Genomic DNA, 16,464 nt, shown 5'->3' with positions numbered 1-16,464 from the left:
AAGACGGCTGGATCCCACCCCCGGGTCAGGGGCTGCCGCGCCCCAGCCGCACAGGGATGCCGACGTCCCGCTGCCAGGCGTGGCCGAGCCCGGCGGCGGCGGCGATGGCGCCCCAGCCGGCCAGCTCACCGCCCTGGTAGTGGACGATGTCGGAGCCGGTGCGCCGGGGCAGGGCCCGGCCAGCGACGATCTCGGCGAGCAGCAAGGGCTCGTGCCGGGTGCCGGCGGAGCCGCCGTAGGGCGGAGCGAGGCTGACGTGCCGGACGTCGGAGTCGGTGGCGACGTGCGCGGCCGTGGCGGTCTGGTCGATCAGCAGCGCCCCGGCCGTGAGCCACTCGGTCCTCACAGGCGGATGGCCGCCGGTGGTGGCGACGACGTCGGCGCCCCCGGCGGTGGTGCGGGCGTCCTCGGAGACGCGCACCCGCAGACCGGTGCGCAGGGCGGCCGCGTCGGCGAAGTCCCGGGCCCGGCCGGGCTCCCGGCCGACGACGTGCACCTCGGAGAGCGACGGCAGCGCGCGGTGCAGGACGAGAAGGCAGGACCAGGCCGGTTCACCGGTGCCGAAGAGACCGAGCATGGAGGGCACCGGCGGGGCCAGATACCGCGCGGCGAGCCCGGAGGGGATGGCGCTGCGCCAGCCGTCCAGGGCGCCGGCGTCGACGAGGCCGAGGAGGGATCCGTCATCGGCGAGCAGCAGTTCCACGCACGGGGCGGACTGGTCGACGCCGGGGTCGAGACGGACGGCGAAACACCGGCCGAAGGGGCCGGGGGCATGGGGCCCCACGGTCAGCCGGCAGCGTGTGGCGGGGAGCAGGACCAGGGTCTCGGGGCCGAGCGCCGGCCCATGGCCGAGGAGCAGTCGCTGGACGTCGGAGAACCGGTCCTCCATGAAGGCCTCGTCGTCGAAGGCGTCGTCCACGTCTTCGGAGGTCAGCATGATCGGCACAGCGGTCGTCCTCTCGGGACGGGCATGATGGGTATGCAAACTTGAGTATCACGGCACGCGTGCCGTCATCCACCGAACCCCGGTCAACGGCCGGAAGGGCTCCTTCTCAGGCGCCCTTCTCCTCCCCCGCCATGACGTAGGCACCCGCCTCCAGGCGCTCGATCAGCGCCTCGGTCCAGGCGGCCTGGCTCGCGGCGCTGTGTTCCCAGAGGCCGAGGAGCTCACGGATGTGGGCCCGCTGCGGCCGCTCGCCCGCCGTCTCGTCGACCTTGGCGATCAGCTCACCCTGCTCGGCCGAGAGCGACGCGATGCGCTCGCGCAGCAGACCGATCGCCTCCTCGCGGCTGAGCGCGGGCAGCAGGACCAGCGCCGCCCCCAGCATGTCCGGCCGGTTGTTCCCCTGGCGCAGCGCGTCACGCAGCAGCCGGAAGAACTCCTCCTCGCCCGGGGGCGCGATCTCGTAGTCGACCCGCCCAGGCCAGTCGGGGATGTCAGTCGACTTGAGCAGCCCGTCCTTGGCCAGCTGCCTGAGCGCGTGGTAGATCGAGCCGAACTTGATGTGCGCCCATTCGTCGGCACCCCAGGACAGCAGCTCGGAGCGGACCAGATAGCCGTGCGCCCGGCCGTGCATGCGCACGACCCCCAGGACGAGCAATCTCGTGGCAGACATCGTCTCCCTGCTGAATCTCCCTCACGGCACGGACCGCAACCGGTGCCCCGCGCATCGACCGGGCGTCGCCGGCTGGTCCCACGGTAGTACATGACCTGCTGTTCTCCGCGGGCGCGGGAGGGGCGGAACGCGCACAGCGCCCCGCGTCGAGCGCCGCTGCAACGACTCTCGACTCCCGTACGAGGTCACGGCCCGAGTGTGGAGGCCCATCGCATACGGTCGTTCGCCGGAACAGGGGTTGGGATGCGGGTACTCTTCACCACCTTCGCCGCCAAGTCGCACATGCACGCCCAGGTGACACTTGCCTGGGCCCTCAAGGCAGCGGGCCACGACGTCAGGATCGCCAGCCATCCCGATCTCGCCGACGAGATCACCCGTACCGGGCTGACCGCCGTCGGGGTCGGGGAGGAACTGCGTCTCGACGAGCAGATGCAGGAGACCCAGGAGAACATCGGCCAGGACGTCGACCAGCTGGAGAGCCAGGCGCAGGTCGGTCTCGACATGAGCGAGGTCCGCCCGGAGCGGCTGACCTGGGACTACACACTCGGTGTGTTCACGGCCATGACCTCGGTCGTCTTCCAGAACTGCTGCTCCGACCAGATGGTCGACGAGCTGGTGGAGCACTGCCGCTCCTGGAAGCCCGACCTGGTCCTGTGGGACACCATGACCTTCGCCGGCGCGATCGCCGCCATGGCCACCGGGACGGCGCACGGCCGGCTGCTCTTCGGCCTGGACCTGGCGGGCCGGATGCGGGAGACGTTCCTGCAGCAGCTGGCCGCGCGCCCGCCGGAGCTGCGGGACGACCCGCTGCGCGAGTGGCTCACCTGGAGCCTGGAGCGGCACGGCGCCTCCTTCGAGGAGGCCGCGGTGACGGGCGACTTCACCGTCTGCCCGCTGCCGGCGTCCATGCGGTTCCCGGTGGACCTGCACTACGTGCCGGTGCGGTACGTGCCGTACAACGGCCAGTCCACGGTGCCGCAGTGGCTCCAGGAGCCGCCGAAGCGGGGCCGCCGGGTGTGCATCACCCTGGGCGTGGCGCACCGCGAGGTGCTGGGCGCCGACCGGGCCTCCATCGGCGACCTGCTGGAGGCCGTCGCGGGTCTCGACGACGTCGAGGTCGTCGCCACGCTCAACGAGAACCAGCTGAAGGACTTCGATTCCCTCCCGGACAACGTGCGGGCCGTCGACTTCGTCCCGCTGGACGCGTTGCTGCCCACCTGCGACGCGGTGATCCACCACGGCGGATCGGGCAGCTTCGGCACCGCGATGATCCACGGCGTGCCGCAGCTCATCGTCGTCGACGGCGTCTGGGACACCATCAACAAGGCCCGTTACCTGGAAGAGCGCCAGGCCGGGCTGTACGTCCCCGGCAAGCTCAGCGCGAAGGGACTGCGCGAGCTGCTCGTCCGTCTGCTCGAGGAACCGGTCTTCAAGCGCAACGCCGAGGCGCTGCGGCGTGAGGCGCTGGCCGCTCCCGCCCCCGCGCAGGTCGTCCCCACGCTGGAGCGCCTGGCCGCCGAGTACCGCCGCCGGTGACCGGCGCGAGACCCGCACCCGGGCCGCCGGCCCTGCCGCACCCCACTACCACACGGACGGTGAACCAAGCGATGCAGATCCGTAAGCTCAAGGTCGAGGGGGCGTACGAATTCACCCCCCGTCAGTTCCGCGACCACCGCGGGTTGTTCGTCTCCCCCTTCCAGCTGGAGGCGTTCCAGCAGGCTCTGGGACGTCCGCACTTCCCGGTGGCGCAGACCAACCACAGCATCTCCCGGCGCGGCACGGTCCGCGGCATCCACTTCACCGTCACGCCGCCCGGTACCGCGAAGTACGTGTACTGCGCGCGCGGACGGGCCCTCGACATCGTGGTCGACCTGCGGGTCGGCTCGCCGACCTTCCGGCAGTGGGACGCGGTCGAGATGGACCAGGTCCACTTCCGCGCCTCGTACTTCCCGGTCGGCGTCGGCCACGCCTTCGTCGCGCTCGAGGACGACACCGTCATGTCCTACCTGCTCACCGGCCCGTACGTGGCCGAGAACGAGCTCGCCGTCGACATCTTCGACAAGGACCTGGACGTGCGGATCCCCTCGGACCTGGACACGGTGCAGTCGGACCGGGACGCCGCGGCGCTGTCCTTCGCCGCGGCGCGGGCCCAGGGCCTGCTGCCCGACTATGCCGAGTGCGCCGCGGTCGAGGAGCGCCTGTGGCAGCCCTCAGGCGTCGGCGTCCCGCGGTGAGCCCGGCGATGTCCACCACCACGCAGGGCGAGACGGCCACCGCCACCGTGGCCGTGCTGGGTGCCACCGGGTGCGTCGGCCGCAGCATCTGCGACGAACTGCTGCGGACCGGGCACCGGGTGCTCGCGGTGGCCCGGCACCCGGCTCCCCACACGCGCGCGCACGCCTTCGTCCCCCTCGACGTCGCCGGCACCGCGCCGGAACGGCTCGCCGCGCTCCTCGACGCACACGGTGTCGGCACGGTGATCAATGCCACCGGCGGCTGGGGCACCACCGTGGAGGAGATGCGCCGCGCCCACATCGATCTCCTGGAGCGCCTGACCGACGGGTGTGCCGCGACCTCCCGGCGGCTGCGGATCGTCCAGATGGGGTCGATCCACGAGTACGGGCCCGTGCCCGACGGCGTCCTCATCGACGAACAGCGCGAACCCGGCCCGCTGACCCCGTACGGACTGACCAAGCGCACCGGCTCCGAGCACCTGCTCGCCCAGACCCGGGCGGGCCGGGTGGACGGGATCGTGCTGCGCGCGGTCAACGTCTGCGGACCGCACACCACGACGGCCAGCTTCCTCGGCGGCGTCGTGGCCCGGCTGCGCGCCCTCGGCCCCGGCGACGTGCTCACCCTCGACGTCGCCGACGCCCGGCGGGACTTCGTCGACGTACGGGACCTGGCCCGGGCGGCCGTCGCCGCGGTGCACGCGCCCGTCAGCGGCCTGGTCGTGAACATCGGGCGCGGCGAGGCGGTGCCGATGCGCGGCCTGGTCGAGGCTCTGTTCGACGCTGCCGGCGTGGACACCGCGTCGGCGCGGCTCAACTCCGCCGAGGTCGCCAGCAAGGGCGGCGGCTGGACCTGCGCGGACATCCGGTTCGCCGCCCAGGTGCTCGGCTGGCGGCCCACGATCCCGCTCGGCGACTCCGTCCGGGCGATGTGGGAAGCGGCAGCCGGCTCCACCTCCCTGGAGGTCTCATGAGCAACTCCCGCGCCTCAGCAACCGCTTCCGCGACCACCCGCGATCCCGTCGAGCGGCGGATCGACGCGTCGGCGCGACTGCGGACCGGCCCTCTCGGCGACCTCTCCGACGTCAGTGACTGGTTCGCCGACTACGGCCGGCAGGCCTACACCCATGTCGACCGGGTTCCCCTGCACGCCCTGGAGGGCTGGGAGACCGACCCGGACACCGGCGATCTGCGCCACCACACGGGCCGGTTCTTCACCGTGCACGGATTGGAGGTCGAGCGTCCGGGCACGCCGGTCCCGCGGTGGACACAACCGATCATCAACCAGCCGGAGATCGGCATCCTGGGGATCCTCACCGCCCCCGTCGACGGGGTACTGCACTGCCTGATGCAGGCGAAGGTCGAGCCCGGCAACGCCGAGGGGCTCCAGCTCTCCCCGACCGTCCAGGCCACCCGCAGCAACTACACCCGGGTCCACCAGGGGCGCCCGGTGCCGTATCTGGAGCACTTCCTGGACATCCACCGCCGTCCGGGGGTGCTCGCCGACGTACGGCAGTCCGAGCAGGGGTCGTGGTTCTACCGCAAGCGCAACCGCAACGTGATCATCGAGCTGCCGGAGCCCGTGGAGGCCCGCGACGGGTACCGCTGGATGCCCCTGGGCCAGATCCACGAGCTGCTGGGACGCAGGGACACGGTCAACATGGACGCCCGGACCGTGCTGTCGTGCCTGCCGTTCACCGGGGCGGGCGTCGACAAACCGGACGGTGACGACTTCCGGTCCGCGCTGCTGCGCTCGGGCGATCCCGGGTCGGTCGGTGTGCACAGCGCGGCGGAGATCCTCGGCTGGATCACCGACCGGCGCACCAGCAACGACATCGCGGTCCGCCGGGTCGCGCTCGGCGAGCTGCGGGACTGGAACCGCACCGACGAGCGGATCCACCACGACGCGGGCGCCTTCTTCGACGTCATCGGGGTACGGGTGGACGCCGGCGGCCGCGAGGTCCACCGGTGGAGCCAGCCGATGATCGAACCGGTCGGGGAGGGCGTCATCGCCTTCCTCGTCCGGCGGTTCGAGGGCGTGCTGCACGTCCTCGTGCACGCGCGCGTGGAGCCGGGTTTCGCGGATGTGGCGGAGTTGGGCCCGACCGTTCAGTGCGTGGCGGAGAGCCACGCACAGCTGCCCGGCGGCACGGCGCCGCCCTTCCTCGACGAGGTGCTCAGGGCGCCCGCGGAGCGCGTCCGGTTCGACACGGTGCTGTCCGAGGAGGGCGGCCGCTTCTTCCACGCGCTCAACCGGTACATGATCGTGGAGACCGACCAGGACGTGCCCCGCGACCATCCCGACTACCGCTGGATGACGCTGCACCAGCTGTCGGACCTCCTGCGGCACAGCCATTACGTCAACGTCCAGGCCCGCAGCCTCATCGCCTGCCTGCACAGCCTGTACCACGGGGCCTGACGGCAGCAGGCCCGCGAACGCCGTGTCCCGGTGAGGCGGTCGGCCTCACCGGGACACGGCGTTCGCGGGCACCCGTACGGCGTCAGAGGCCGGTGATCACCTCGCGGAGCGCCTCGATCACCTTCTCCTGGACGTGTTGCGGCAGCGAGGGGTACATCGGCAGGGAGAAGATCTCCTTCGCCAGCCGCTCGGTCACCGGCAGATCGCCCTCGCGGTAACCGAGATGGGCGAAGCCGCTCATCGTGTGCACCGGCCAGGGGTAGCTGATGTTCAGCTCGATGTCGTACGCCTTGAGCCGCTCGATGATGCGGTCCCGCTCGGGGTGGCGCACCACGTGGACGTAGTGGACATGATCATTGCCCACCGCGTTCGCGGGAAGGACCAGGCCGGTGTCCCCCAGCCCCTCCGCATAGCGTCGCGCCACGCGCCGCCGGCCCTCGATGTAGGCGTCGAGGCGCCGTAGCTTGCGGCGGAGGATCTCCGCCTGGACCTCGTCGAGGCGGCTGTTGTGTCCGGGGGTCTGGACAACGTAGTACCGGTCCTCCATACCGTAGTAGCGCAGCCGGCGCAGGTTCGCGTCCGTGCCGGTGTCCCGGGTGACCACGGCACCGCCGTCGCCGTACGCCCCGAGCACCTTCGTCGGGTAGAAGGAGAAGGCCGCGGCGTCGCCCATGGTCCCGGCCAGCCGGCCGTGGTGGCGGGCGCCGTGGGCCTGGGCGCAGTCCTCCAGGACCTTCAGCCCGTGGCGCTCGGCGAAGGCGGTCACCGCGGCCATGTCGACGCACTGCCCGTACAGGTGCACCGGCACGATGGCCGTGGTGCGCTCGGTGAGCGCGTCGGCGAGCAGGTCGGTGCGCATGAGGTAGTCCTCCTCACGCACGTCGACGAAGACCGGCCGGGCCCCGACGGCGTCGATGGCCAGGACGGTCGGGGCCGCCGTGTTGGACACCGTGATCACGTCGTCGCCCGGTTTCACCCCGAGTGCCTGCAGGCCGAGGACGAGCGCGTTGGTGCCGTTGTCCACGCCCACGCAGTGCGCCTGTCCGTGGTAGGCGGCGAACTCCTGCTCGAAGCGGGAGACGCTCTCGCCGAGGACGAGCTGACCGGACTGGAACACGGTGTCGACGGCGTCGAGGAGTTCCTCGCGCTCCTCGGCGTACTCCCGCAGATAGTCCCAGACGTATGTGGTCATCGCTCGGACACCTCCCGCTCCTTGACTCCGACGAAGAGGCCGCGGCCCGTCGGCGGGCCCGGCCGGTACGTGACGGAGCAACCGGCGTCCGTGAACGCCTGCTCGTACTCCTCACGCGTGAAGAGGGTCAGTACGTCGATCTCGGTGAAGGTCCGGATGCCCGACGGCTCCCCGACGAGGAAGCGGACCTCCATGCGGGTGGCGCGCCCCTGGAGGGTCGAGTGGGAGATCCGGGCCACGGTCCGGTCGCCCTCGCGGGCAAGGTCCCCGGCCACGAACCCTTCCCGGAACTGCTCGGGGAACCACCAGGGTTCGATGATCAGCGCGCCTCCCGGGTCGAGATGGCGGGCCATCGAGGCCACCGCGGAGCGCATCTCCTCGACGCTGCCGAGATAGCCGATGGCGCAGAACATGCAGGTGACGACGGAGTACCGGCGGCCGAGGTCGAAGTCGCGCATGTCGCCCTCGTGGATGGTCAGGCCGGGCCACCTCCGAAGCGCCAGGTCACGCATCGGCGCCGCGATCTCCAGGCCCTCCGCCGTGGCGAAGAGCTTGCTGAACGGTCCGAGATGGGCGGCGGTGCCGCACGCCACGTCGAGCAGCGCGTCGGCGCCCGGGGCATGCCGGCGTGCCAGAGCCGCGATGTCCTCGGCCTCCGCCGCCCAGTCCTTGCCCCGGCTGCGGTACACCGTCTCGTAGACCTCGGCGAGGTCCGTGCTGTACATGGTTTCTCCTCGGGTCGGCTGCTGTCTTGGGGCGCCAGGTGGCGGTGGGCCGGGGCTCTCCTAGTCGTCGACGAGGGCGACCGCCCGCGCCCAGCCGGCCCCGGCGCCGGCCACCTTCACCGGGAAGCAGGCCACCTGGAAGCCGTACGGTGCGGGCAGTTCCCGCAGTCCCGCCAGCCGCTCGATCTGGCAGTACTCCCGGTGGCGTCCGGCGATGTGGGCCGGCCAGAGCACGGCGGGGTCCCCGGTCCGCCGGTACTCGGCGATGATCGTGGCGAACGGCGCGTCCAGGCTGAACGCGTCGGTGCCGACCACGCGGATGCCGGCGTCGAGCAGGAAGGCGATGCCGCTCGCGTCGAGCCCGACGAAGTCGGTGAAGTACCGGCTCGTGCCGGACCACTCGGCGGCGCCGGTGTGCAGGATGACGATGTCGGACGGGGCGAGCGTGTACCCGATCCGGTCGAGCTCCTTGCGGAGGTCGGCCGCGTCGACCACGCCCGCCTCACGGCCCCGCACGTCCAGGACTACGCCGGGGGCGAGGAACCACTCCAGCGGCATCGCGTCGATGTGCCGGGGGACGCCGGTGCCGTACGTCGTCCGGGAGCCGTAGTGCGAGGGCGCGTCGACGTGGGTACCGGTGTGGGTGGTCAGACTCAGCCGGTCCAGCGAGAGGAACTCGCCGTCGGGCAGGTCGTCGGGGTCGAACTCGATGCCGAAGTGGCGCCGCATCTCGTCGCGCATGTGCAGCGCGCCCTCACGCGGGGACATCACCTCATGGACAACCGGGTCCGGTTCGAACGAGCCGGAGTCCACCGGCGAGGACAGGTCAATGATGCGCACGGTCACCTCCTGGACGACCAAGCCAGCCTGGCCGCAGCCGCTCGGAAGGCATTGGAATCCCGCTCAACGACCGCGCGGCCGTCTCGAGCGGGATTCGACAGGGGTGCGTCAGGGTCGGGCGGCAAGGACCGTCGTACGGGAGGCCGTTCATGGACAACGCCCACAGCACGCACAGCACGGACATCCAGCAGTTCTACGCCCGCCACATGCAGCTGCTGGACAGTGGGGAGGCCGAGGCGTGGGCCGGCACATTCACGCCCGACGCCACCTTCGCGGCCCCGTCGATGACGGAGCCCGTCCGGGGCCGGGACGACATCGCCGCCGGCGCGCGGGCGGCGACCGAGGAGCGGGCCGCGGCCGGGGAGGTACACCGTCACTGGGTGACGATGACGACCGCCCGCGACACCGCCGACGGGATCGAGACCGTGTCGTACGTGCAGATCCTGGCGACCCCGCGCGGTGGCGCCCCGCGGGTGCACCTGTGCTGCTTGATGCGCGACCGGCTGGTCCCGCGTGACGGTGAACTGCTCGTGGCGGAGCGGCACATCACCCGCGACGACCGGCCGGGCGACTGACCTCGACCCCGCTTCGAGCCGTCGTCAGTAGCGTCCCGGCATGACTCCTAGGACTGTGATCATCACTGGTGGCGGCACCGGAATCGGCCGTGCGACGGCCCGTCGCTTCGCCGGGCAGGGCGACCGTGTCCTGGTCGTGGGCCGCACATCCGCCGCCCTCGACGAGACCGCCGACGGCCACGACGGCATCCGCACCCTGGCGGCGGACATCACCGAACCGGGCGCCGGTGAGGTGGTGGTGGAGGCCGCGCTGCGGGCGTTCGGACGCGTCGACGTGCTGGTCAACAACGCCGGGACCGGTACGTTCGCGCCGCTCTCCAAGCTCGACCGGGCCGCGACCGAGCAGCAGGTCGCCGTCAACCTGATCGCGCCGGCCTTCGTGGCACAGGCCGCGCTGGACGCCCTGGAGGCGACCGGCGGCACCATCGTCAACGTCAGCTCCGCCGGGTCGCTGGGCATCCAGGCGTTCCCCGACAACTCGGTCTACTGGGCCACGAAGGCGGCGCTGAACCACTTCACCCGCACCTGGGCCGTGGAGCTCGCGCCGCGCGGCATCCGGGTGGTGTCGGTAGCACCGGGCGTGACCGAGACCGGCATCGGAGAGCGGGTCGGCATGTCCGCCGAGGAGTACCAGGGGTTCCTCGGGCAGAGCTCCGAGCGGATCCCCGTCGGGCGGGTGGCCACCCCCGAGGACGTGGCCTGGTGGATCACCGCGCTGGCCGACCCCGGGGGCCGTTACGTGACGGGCGCGGTCGTCCCGGTCGACGGCGGTCTCTCCCTCACCTGACCCCCTCCGGGCACCGGCCCGCGCACGTCCACGGGCCGCACCGTTCGCCGGTGCGGCCCGTGGACGTGCGTGCGGGTCGAGGTGAACGCTCAGACGCCGTCGTGCTCGACCCTGCGGTGGCGGACCAGCCAGCTGTCGCCGTGCGGCACCAGTTCGTCCTCGCACACCGCGCTCAGGTGCAGCCGGGCCGGTCCGCCGCGCGGGGTCACCAGGACCTGCGCGTAGCAGCGGGCGTTCAGGGAGCCGTCGGGCCCGGGCACCACGGTGAGCATGGAGAACACGTGCCGCCGCTGTTCCGGTGTGTCCGCCGTCCGCTCCAGATTCCGGCGTACGGCCGCGGCGACGGCCTCCCGGCCGCGCAGGGGCTCGGGGACGGTGTTCTGTGCGAAGACGCCGTCCTCGGTGAAGGTCGCCACCCACTCTTCGGCCCGCCGCTCGTCGAGGAGCCGCATCTGCCGCGCGTAGAACTGCTGCACGGCGACGTACGTCTCGGCGGAGACCGGCTCGGCGCCGCGCAACCGCTCGGCGTACTCCGCCGCGCACCGCAACGTCGCGAGGCTGTTGCGGCCGAGCGCCTCCCGGATCATGGTGCGGGCGGCGGCCACGCCGGCCTGCGGGCCGAGGACGGTGGTCACGGCCTCCGGCTCGATCCGCACGGTGTGACGTGAGGTGACGGTGCAGCCCCGCTCGTCCTCCTCGAAGATCCATTCGCCGGTGTGCGCGGCCATCAGCGCCGGCGTCCGGATCTGCTTGTACACGATCCGCTCGGCGGGGAAGCAGACGCGCACCGAACGGGTGGTGTGGGTCTCGCCGTCGGCGGTGAGCGTGTCCATCTCCAGGATCTGCTCGTTCGGAGTGTCCTCGGTGAGGACGACCCGGGCGACGTGCGGCAGCCGCTCCGTCCAGCGGTCGGCCGCGCGGACGAACTCGTAGGCGTCCTTCGCCGAGCCGTTCACGCGCACGCTGTCGTCGAACGTGAAGGTGAGGTCCGGGTCCGCGTCCTCGACGCCCCGGCGCAGCGCCTCCAGCTCGGACCCGGTGTTGGTGTCGACGGCCCGGCGGATCCACTCCACGTGCTCGGGGGCGTCGTCCACGGCGGTGAACGCGTGCGTGAAACGGACCCGGGTGCTGTCCGCGCCGAGCGGCTCCAGCCGCCACTCGCCGCTCATGGATCGCACCGGCGCCCGGGAGACCTCCTGACGGAACGTCACCCGCAGTCCCGCCCGGTCCAGTTCGCGGCGCGAGGTCCAGCTCTTGATCTCGCCGTTGGCCGTCGCCCAGATCCTCAGCCGCTCCTGCCGCTCGTCGCCCTCCAGGCGCTCGACGTGGACGCTGGGCGGGAAGTGCACCGGCCAGCGGGAGGCTTCGGCGACGAGGTCGAACACCGCCTCGGCGGGCGCCCGAACGTCGATCTCGTGAAGGGTGTGATGCACGGTCTCGTCCGGCATGGCTCTCCTCAGTAGTTTCCCAGCCCGCCGCAGACGTTGATCGCCTGCGCGGTGATGGATGCGGCCGTGTCGGTCAGCAGGTAGCCGACCAGGCCCGCCACCTCGTCGGGTGTCGTGTAGCGGCCGAGCGGGATCTTGGCCTGGAACCGGTCGAGCACCTCCTCCTCCGTGGTCTGCCAGGCGGCGGCGTAGCCCTGCCGGACCCGCTCCGCCATGGGGGTCTCCACATAGCCGGGGCACACCGCGTTGACCGTGATCCCGGTCGTGGCCAGCTCCAGGCCCAGGGCCTTGGTGAAGCCGACGACTCCGTGTTTGGAGGCGGAGTAGGGGGCGCCCAGCACCACGCCCTGCTTGCCGCCGGTGGAGGCGATGTTCACGATCCGGCCCCAGCCCCGCTCCCGCATGCGGCCGGTGGTCAGTACCGCGCGGGTGACGCGGAAGACGCTGTCCAGGTTCGTGGACATCACGTCGTCCCACAGCTCGTCGGTGATCGTGTGGGTCTGGCCGCCACCGCTGCGTCCGGCGTTGTTGACGAGCACCTCGACGGGCCCGTAGCGCTCCACCACGGCGGACACCAGGGTCTCGATCCGCGCCACGTCGCGTACGTCGCAGGCGGCGCCGTCCACGTCGTGGCCCTCCGCCCGCAGTTCCTTGACGGTGAGCGCTACCCGGTCGGCGTCCCGGGCGCACAGGAACACGCGGTGGCCGGCGGCGGCCAGCGAACGTGCCACGCAGAGGCCGATCCCGCTGGTGGCACCAGTGACGACGGCGACCCGGCTGGGGTGTGCGGACATGGTCTGATCAGCCCCTTCGCGTGCAGAACTCGGTGATGGACTCGACGACGTAGTCGAGCATTTCGTTGGTGAGCCCCGGATAGACGCCGATCCAGAAGGTGTCCTCCGTGACGGTGTCGCAGTTGGCCAGCTCGTCCACGACCCGGTAGCGCACGTCCTGGTAGGCGGGGTGGCGGGTGATGTTCCCGCCGAACAGCCGGCGGGTGCCGATCTTCCGGCCTTCCAGGAAGTCGACGAGGTCCCTGCGCGTGAAGCCGGCGCCGGGCAGCACGGTCAGGGCGAAGCCGAACCAGCTGGGGTCGCTGCCCGGGGTGGCCCGCGGCAGCAGCAGTCCGGGCACATCGGCCAGTCCGTCGCGCAGCCGCCGCCAGTTGCGCTTGCGGGCCGCGACGAAGTCGTCCACCTTCTGCAACTGGCTGAGCGCCAGGGCGCCCTGCAGGTCGGTGGCCTTCAGGTTGTAGCCGACGTGGGAGAAGATGTACTTGTGGTCGTAGCCGGCCGGGAGGGTGCCGAGCTGGTAGTCGAACCGCTTCAGGCAGGTGTTGTCGGTGCCCGGTTCGCACCAGCAGTCCCGGCCCCAGTCGCGCATCGACTCCACGATCCGGGCCAGCTCCAGGCTCGACGTGAGGACGCAGCCGCCCTCGCCCGCGGTGATGTGGTGGGCGGGGTAGAAGCTCACCGTCGACAGGTCTCCGAAGGTGCCGGTGAGCCTGCCCCCGTAGGTTGAACCGACGGCGTCGCAGTTGTCCTCGATGAGGAACAGGTCGTGCCGGGAGGCCAGTTCCGCGACCTCGGCGACGGGGAACGGGTTGCCGAGGGCGTGCGCGATCATGATGAGCCTGGTGCGGGAGGAGATCGCCGCCTCGATCTGCGCCAGTGAGGCGTTGTAGGTGCCCAGTTCCACGTCCACGAACACCGGCGTCAGGCCGTTCTGGACGAGCGGGTTGATCGTGGTGGGGAAGCCGGCGCCCACCGTGATGGCCTCGTCGCCGGGGCGCAGCCGCAGGTCCTTCAACTTCGGTGAGGTGAGCGCACTGACCGCCAGCAGGTTGGCCGACGATCCCGAGTTCACCATGTGCGCCTTGCGCAGCCGGAAATAGCGGGCGAACTCGCTCTCGAACTTCCGGGTGCGCACACCGGCGGCGATCCGCATCTCCAGGGCCGCCTCGACCAGGGCGTGCCGGTCCTCCTCGTCGAGAACCGCGCCCGAGGACAGGATTGGCGTGGCCCCCGGTTCGAAGGCGCGCGTTCCCTGTTCCTTGTGGTACTTGCGCGCCAGTTCCAGCACCAGCGCCTTGGTGTCCGTCACCTCTGAATCCCTCACCCTCGCTCGTGGACGGAGCCGTTCGTGCCGTGCGCGGCCTGTGCCGCTCCAGCGTCACCGCGGTGTTCGGCGACCAGCCGCTCCAGCACCGGGACGATCTCGTTGGGGCTGGGCACGGCAAGCAGTTCCTCCTGGAGCCGCCGGGCCCCCCGGGCGAACGACGGCTCGGTGATCAGTCGCTGGACCTGCTTGCGCAGCACGTCCGCAAGCAGGTCGGTGCTCGGCACGCACAGGCCGGCGCCGATGTCCTCCAGACCGCGGCCCATGACCTCGGTGTCCCAGCCGAAGGCCAGGATCAGCTGGGGAACGGCGTGCAGTTCGGCCGTCGCCTTGGTGCCGACACCCCCGTGGTGCACGACCGCGTCGCAGGTGGGCAGCAGGTCGTTGAGCGGGACGAAGTCGACCAGGCGTACGTTGTCCGGCAGGTCCTTCGCCGCCTCGCGGGTCGCCTCGTCGACGGTGGCGACGATCTCCGCGTCCAGCTCAGCGAGCTGGGCCAGGAGTTCCGCCATGTCGACGCCGACGTCCGAGGCCGAGGAGCCGAGCGTCACGCAGACGCGGCTGCGCCCGGGGTCGGCCCGCAGCCAGTTGGGCACCACCGCGGGGCCGTTGTACGGAACGTGGCGTACCTGGACGGTCGGCAGTTTCAGGTCGAGCTGGGTGCTGGGCGGCGTGGTGTTGACCGTCCACTGGCCGGTGACCATGTCCTCGTCGAACCCGGCGCCGGATCCCAGCCGGCGCAGCGTGCGCTCCAGCCACTCCGCGGTGGGGTCCTCGCGGTGCTCCGGCTCCTGCTCGGCGGTCAGCCGCAGGAACTCCTTGCGGGCGCGCACGCTGATGTCGGGGCCGGAGACCAGCCGGCAGTGGGCCGCGCCCGTCACCCGCGCCGCGATGGCCCCGGCGAGGGTGAAGGTCTCCCAGACGACGAGATCGGGCTCCCAGGAGCGGGCGAAGTCCACCAGGGCGTCGACCATGGTGTCGTTGTTCAGGGCGCCATAGAGCGTGGGCACCATGACGTTCTCCAGGCCCAGCAACTGCTCGTACGTCCAGGGGTGTTCGCCGCGGGCCGCGTAGTCGAAACCCTGTACGTGGGCCGAGGCCTCGTCGTGGAGCCTGCCGAGCAGCCCGAGGTCCTCCAGGGCGCCGAGCGACCACTCGACGGGCACGGCGGTCAGTCCCGTGCCCGTGATGACGTCGGTCAGCTCGGGCTGGCTGGCGACCCGCACCTCGTGGCCGGCGGTGCGCAGCGCCCACGCCAGCGGCACCAGTGGGTAGTAGTGGGTGTGGTGAGCCAGTGAGGTGAACAGAACCCTCATCGCGTCTCCTCCTCGCCGAGTCGGGCCGGCAGCCTGGCCAGGCGCCGGGTCAGGGGCGCCCGGCGCACGCGCACCGGCTCGCCGTCCGGCCGCAGCAGCGGGAACCGCGCGGCCAGCGCGAGCAGCGCCTGCTCGGCCTGCGCCCGTGCGGCCGGGAGCACCGTGGCGCAGGCGGCCACGGGCAGTGGGGCCGGATCGCCGCCGACCCCGGTGATCACAACGGTGACGGCGTCACCGGTCTCGACACGGGTGCCGGCCACCTCGGCCGGGGCGAGCGCCACCAGCGGATACGCCCGCCACAACGGCCTGTCGCGCAGAGCCTCCTCGACCACCCGGGCCGCGTGCGCGGGATCGGAGCGCAGCAGCGCCCACTCCCCCGGCCGGCCGAGGAGCGTCCGCAGGGCGTTGCCGAGCAGGTCCGAAGCGGCCCGGGCGCCGGCCACGGCGAGCACCAGGTCCGCCTCGGCCCGGTCGCGCCCGGCGAACAGCTCCCGCAGGCCCCGTACGCCGGCCGCCAAGCGCCGCGTCACCTCCAGCGTCTGCGGGCAGAGCAGCGCGTCCACGGCCGGGGCCACCGCGGCGAGGTCGGCGGCGAATGCCGCGTGCCGCTCCTCAGGGACGTCCAGCAGTGCGGCGTACATCGCCGCGGTCAGCTGCTCGACGAAGTCCGCCACCAGGTCGACCGGGCCCGCGCCGAGCCGGTCCGCGGCCTGCCCGGCCCGCTCCGCCAGCGCCCCGGCATGTCTGCGCACGGCCCTTGTCCCACCCCGCACCGCAAGGTGCCGGGCGAGCTCCGTGGTCCGCCCGTGCGCCGGGTCGGGCAGCCACGTCTGCGCCTGCGGCACGGCGGCGGACACCGCCAGGTCCGGGCAGCCGGACAACTCCTGGAGCGCCGTGCGGCCGGTGACGACCCACGTGTCGAGCCGGCTGCGCCACACCGGCCCTCGCTCCGCGATTGACGCGAGGACGCCGCCCCCGTCGTCCGTGCCGCCTTCGCCGATCTCGAATCCCCGTACCAGCCGCGCGTACGGGTCACCCGCCCCCGGTACGAACGGCTCGCCGTTGATCGCGTAGAGCCACTGTGCCGCGTGGACGAGTTGCAGTTCGCGCCCCAGGGCATTCGTCACCGCCGTCACCCCGCCACCTCCGTCATCCGATTCCCTCGGCAAGGTACGGGGCCGTATTAGAAGAACACTC

16 protein-coding genes are annotated in these 16,464 nt (G+C 71.9%); 6 read left to right on the top strand and 10 right to left on the bottom strand.

Translation table 11 applies throughout. The features are described 5' to 3' along the window. Nucleotides 1-25 precede the first annotated feature (25 nt). Together ACIBL4_RS33610 and ACIBL4_RS33605 are read right to left on the bottom strand one after the other, a co-directional pair. Entirely contained in the window at nt 26-937 is a 912-nt protein-coding gene (locus ACIBL4_RS33610; RefSeq protein WP_399415559.1) for a hypothetical protein, read from the bottom strand. Nucleotides 938-1,052: 115 nt separating this feature from the next. Then, complete coding sequence (locus tag ACIBL4_RS33605; protein WP_399415558.1) at nt 1,053-1,616, bottom strand: PadR family transcriptional regulator; 564 nt, start codon at nt 1,614-1,616, stop codon at nt 1,053-1,055. A gap of 243 nt (nt 1,617-1,859) precedes the next feature. Between ACIBL4_RS33605 and ACIBL4_RS33600 the strand changes: the two genes are divergently transcribed. The 4 genes from ACIBL4_RS33600 to ACIBL4_RS33585 all read left to right on the top strand — a co-directional run bounded on the left by ACIBL4_RS33600 (nt 1,860) and on the right by ACIBL4_RS33585 (nt 6,266). Beyond that, nucleotides 1,860-3,152 (top strand): activator-dependent family glycosyltransferase, encoded by a 1,293-nt coding sequence (locus ACIBL4_RS33600; RefSeq protein ID WP_399415557.1) that lies wholly within the window; start codon nt 1,860-1,862, stop codon nt 3,150-3,152. Nucleotides 3,153-3,223: 71 nt separating this feature from the next. Then, complete coding sequence (locus tag ACIBL4_RS33595) at nt 3,224-3,850, top strand: dTDP-4-dehydrorhamnose 3,5-epimerase family protein (RefSeq protein ID WP_399415555.1); 627 nt, start codon at nt 3,224-3,226, stop codon at nt 3,848-3,850. Nucleotides 3,851-3,858: 8 nt separating this feature from the next. Continuing rightward, a complete protein-coding gene (locus tag ACIBL4_RS33590) occupies nt 3,859-4,821 on the top strand; it encodes an NAD-dependent epimerase/dehydratase family protein (RefSeq protein ID WP_399415554.1) in 963 nt (320 codons plus the stop codon). Next, nucleotides 4,818-6,266 carry an NDP-hexose 2,3-dehydratase family protein gene (locus ACIBL4_RS33585; protein WP_399415553.1) on the top strand — a complete coding sequence of 483 codons (1,449 nt, stop codon included), beginning with the start codon at nt 4,818-4,820 and terminating at the stop codon, nt 6,264-6,266. The genes ACIBL4_RS33590 and ACIBL4_RS33585 overlap by 4 nt, the downstream gene beginning before the upstream one ends. 82 nt (nt 6,267-6,348) lie before the next feature. Here the strand turns inward: ACIBL4_RS33585 and ACIBL4_RS33580 are convergent, their stop codons facing one another. Genes ACIBL4_RS33580 through ACIBL4_RS33570 form a run of 3 tightly spaced genes read right to left on the bottom strand, consistent with a single transcriptional unit; the run spans nt 6,349 to nt 9,023 of the window. Next, complete coding sequence (locus ACIBL4_RS33580; protein ID WP_399415552.1) at nt 6,349-7,458, bottom strand: DegT/DnrJ/EryC1/StrS family aminotransferase; 1,110 nt, start codon at nt 7,456-7,458, stop codon at nt 6,349-6,351. After that, on the bottom strand, nt 7,455-8,183 hold the full coding sequence (locus ACIBL4_RS33575) for a class I SAM-dependent methyltransferase (protein WP_399415551.1): 729 nt from the start codon (nt 8,181-8,183) through the stop codon (nt 7,455-7,457). The genes ACIBL4_RS33580 and ACIBL4_RS33575 overlap by 4 nt, the downstream gene beginning before the upstream one ends. Before the next feature lie 60 nt (nt 8,184-8,243). Continuing rightward, nucleotides 8,244-9,023: a cyclase family protein gene (locus ACIBL4_RS33570; RefSeq protein WP_399415550.1), complete on the bottom strand. Its 780-nt coding sequence runs from the start codon at nt 9,021-9,023 to the stop codon at nt 8,244-8,246. A gap of 149 nt (nt 9,024-9,172) precedes the next feature. On the opposite strand from ACIBL4_RS33570, the gene ACIBL4_RS33565 reads away from it, so the two are divergent. After that, a complete protein-coding gene (locus tag ACIBL4_RS33565; RefSeq protein ID WP_399415548.1) occupies nt 9,173-9,598 on the top strand; it encodes a nuclear transport factor 2 family protein in 426 nt (141 codons plus the stop codon). A 55-nt stretch (nt 9,599-9,653) separates the two neighbouring features. Next, entirely contained in the window at nt 9,654-10,385 is a 732-nt protein-coding gene (locus ACIBL4_RS33560; protein ID WP_399415683.1) for an SDR family NAD(P)-dependent oxidoreductase, read from the top strand. An 89-nt stretch (nt 10,386-10,474) separates the two neighbouring features. On the opposite strand, the gene ACIBL4_RS33555 is transcribed toward ACIBL4_RS33560, so the two are convergent. The 5 genes from ACIBL4_RS33555 to ACIBL4_RS33535 are packed head-to-tail and all read right to left on the bottom strand — an operon-like array spanning nt 10,475 to nt 16,394. Then, nucleotides 10,475-11,833: a nuclear transport factor 2 family protein gene (locus tag ACIBL4_RS33555; protein WP_399415547.1), complete on the bottom strand. Its 1,359-nt coding sequence runs from the start codon at nt 11,831-11,833 to the stop codon at nt 10,475-10,477. 8 nt (nt 11,834-11,841) lie between these two features. After that, entirely contained in the window at nt 11,842-12,627 is a 786-nt protein-coding gene (fabG, locus tag ACIBL4_RS33550) for a 3-oxoacyl-ACP reductase FabG (RefSeq protein ID WP_399415546.1), read from the bottom strand. Nucleotides 12,628-12,634: 7 nt separating this feature from the next. Further along, complete coding sequence (gene rfbH / locus ACIBL4_RS33545; RefSeq protein ID WP_399415545.1) at nt 12,635-13,936, bottom strand: lipopolysaccharide biosynthesis protein RfbH; 1,302 nt, start codon at nt 13,934-13,936, stop codon at nt 12,635-12,637. 11 nt (nt 13,937-13,947) lie between these two features. Further along, nucleotides 13,948-15,267, bottom strand: coding sequence for an activator-dependent family glycosyltransferase (locus ACIBL4_RS33540; RefSeq protein ID WP_399415544.1), 1,320 nt, complete (start codon nt 15,265-15,267; stop codon nt 13,948-13,950). Further along, on the bottom strand, nt 15,264-16,394 hold the full coding sequence (locus tag ACIBL4_RS33535) for a hypothetical protein (RefSeq protein WP_399415543.1): 1,131 nt from the start codon (nt 16,392-16,394) through the stop codon (nt 15,264-15,266). The genes ACIBL4_RS33540 and ACIBL4_RS33535 overlap by 4 nt, the downstream gene beginning before the upstream one ends. Nucleotides 16,395-16,464: the final 70 nt, after the last annotated feature.

The sequence above is a fragment of the Streptomyces sp. NPDC050416 genome, from assembly GCF_044458845.1.
Classification (GTDB): domain Bacteria; phylum Actinomycetota; class Actinomycetes; order Streptomycetales; family Streptomycetaceae; genus Streptomyces.
Note: the sequence above shows the minus strand (reverse complement) of the source record. Positions and strands in the feature narration are given on the sequence as shown.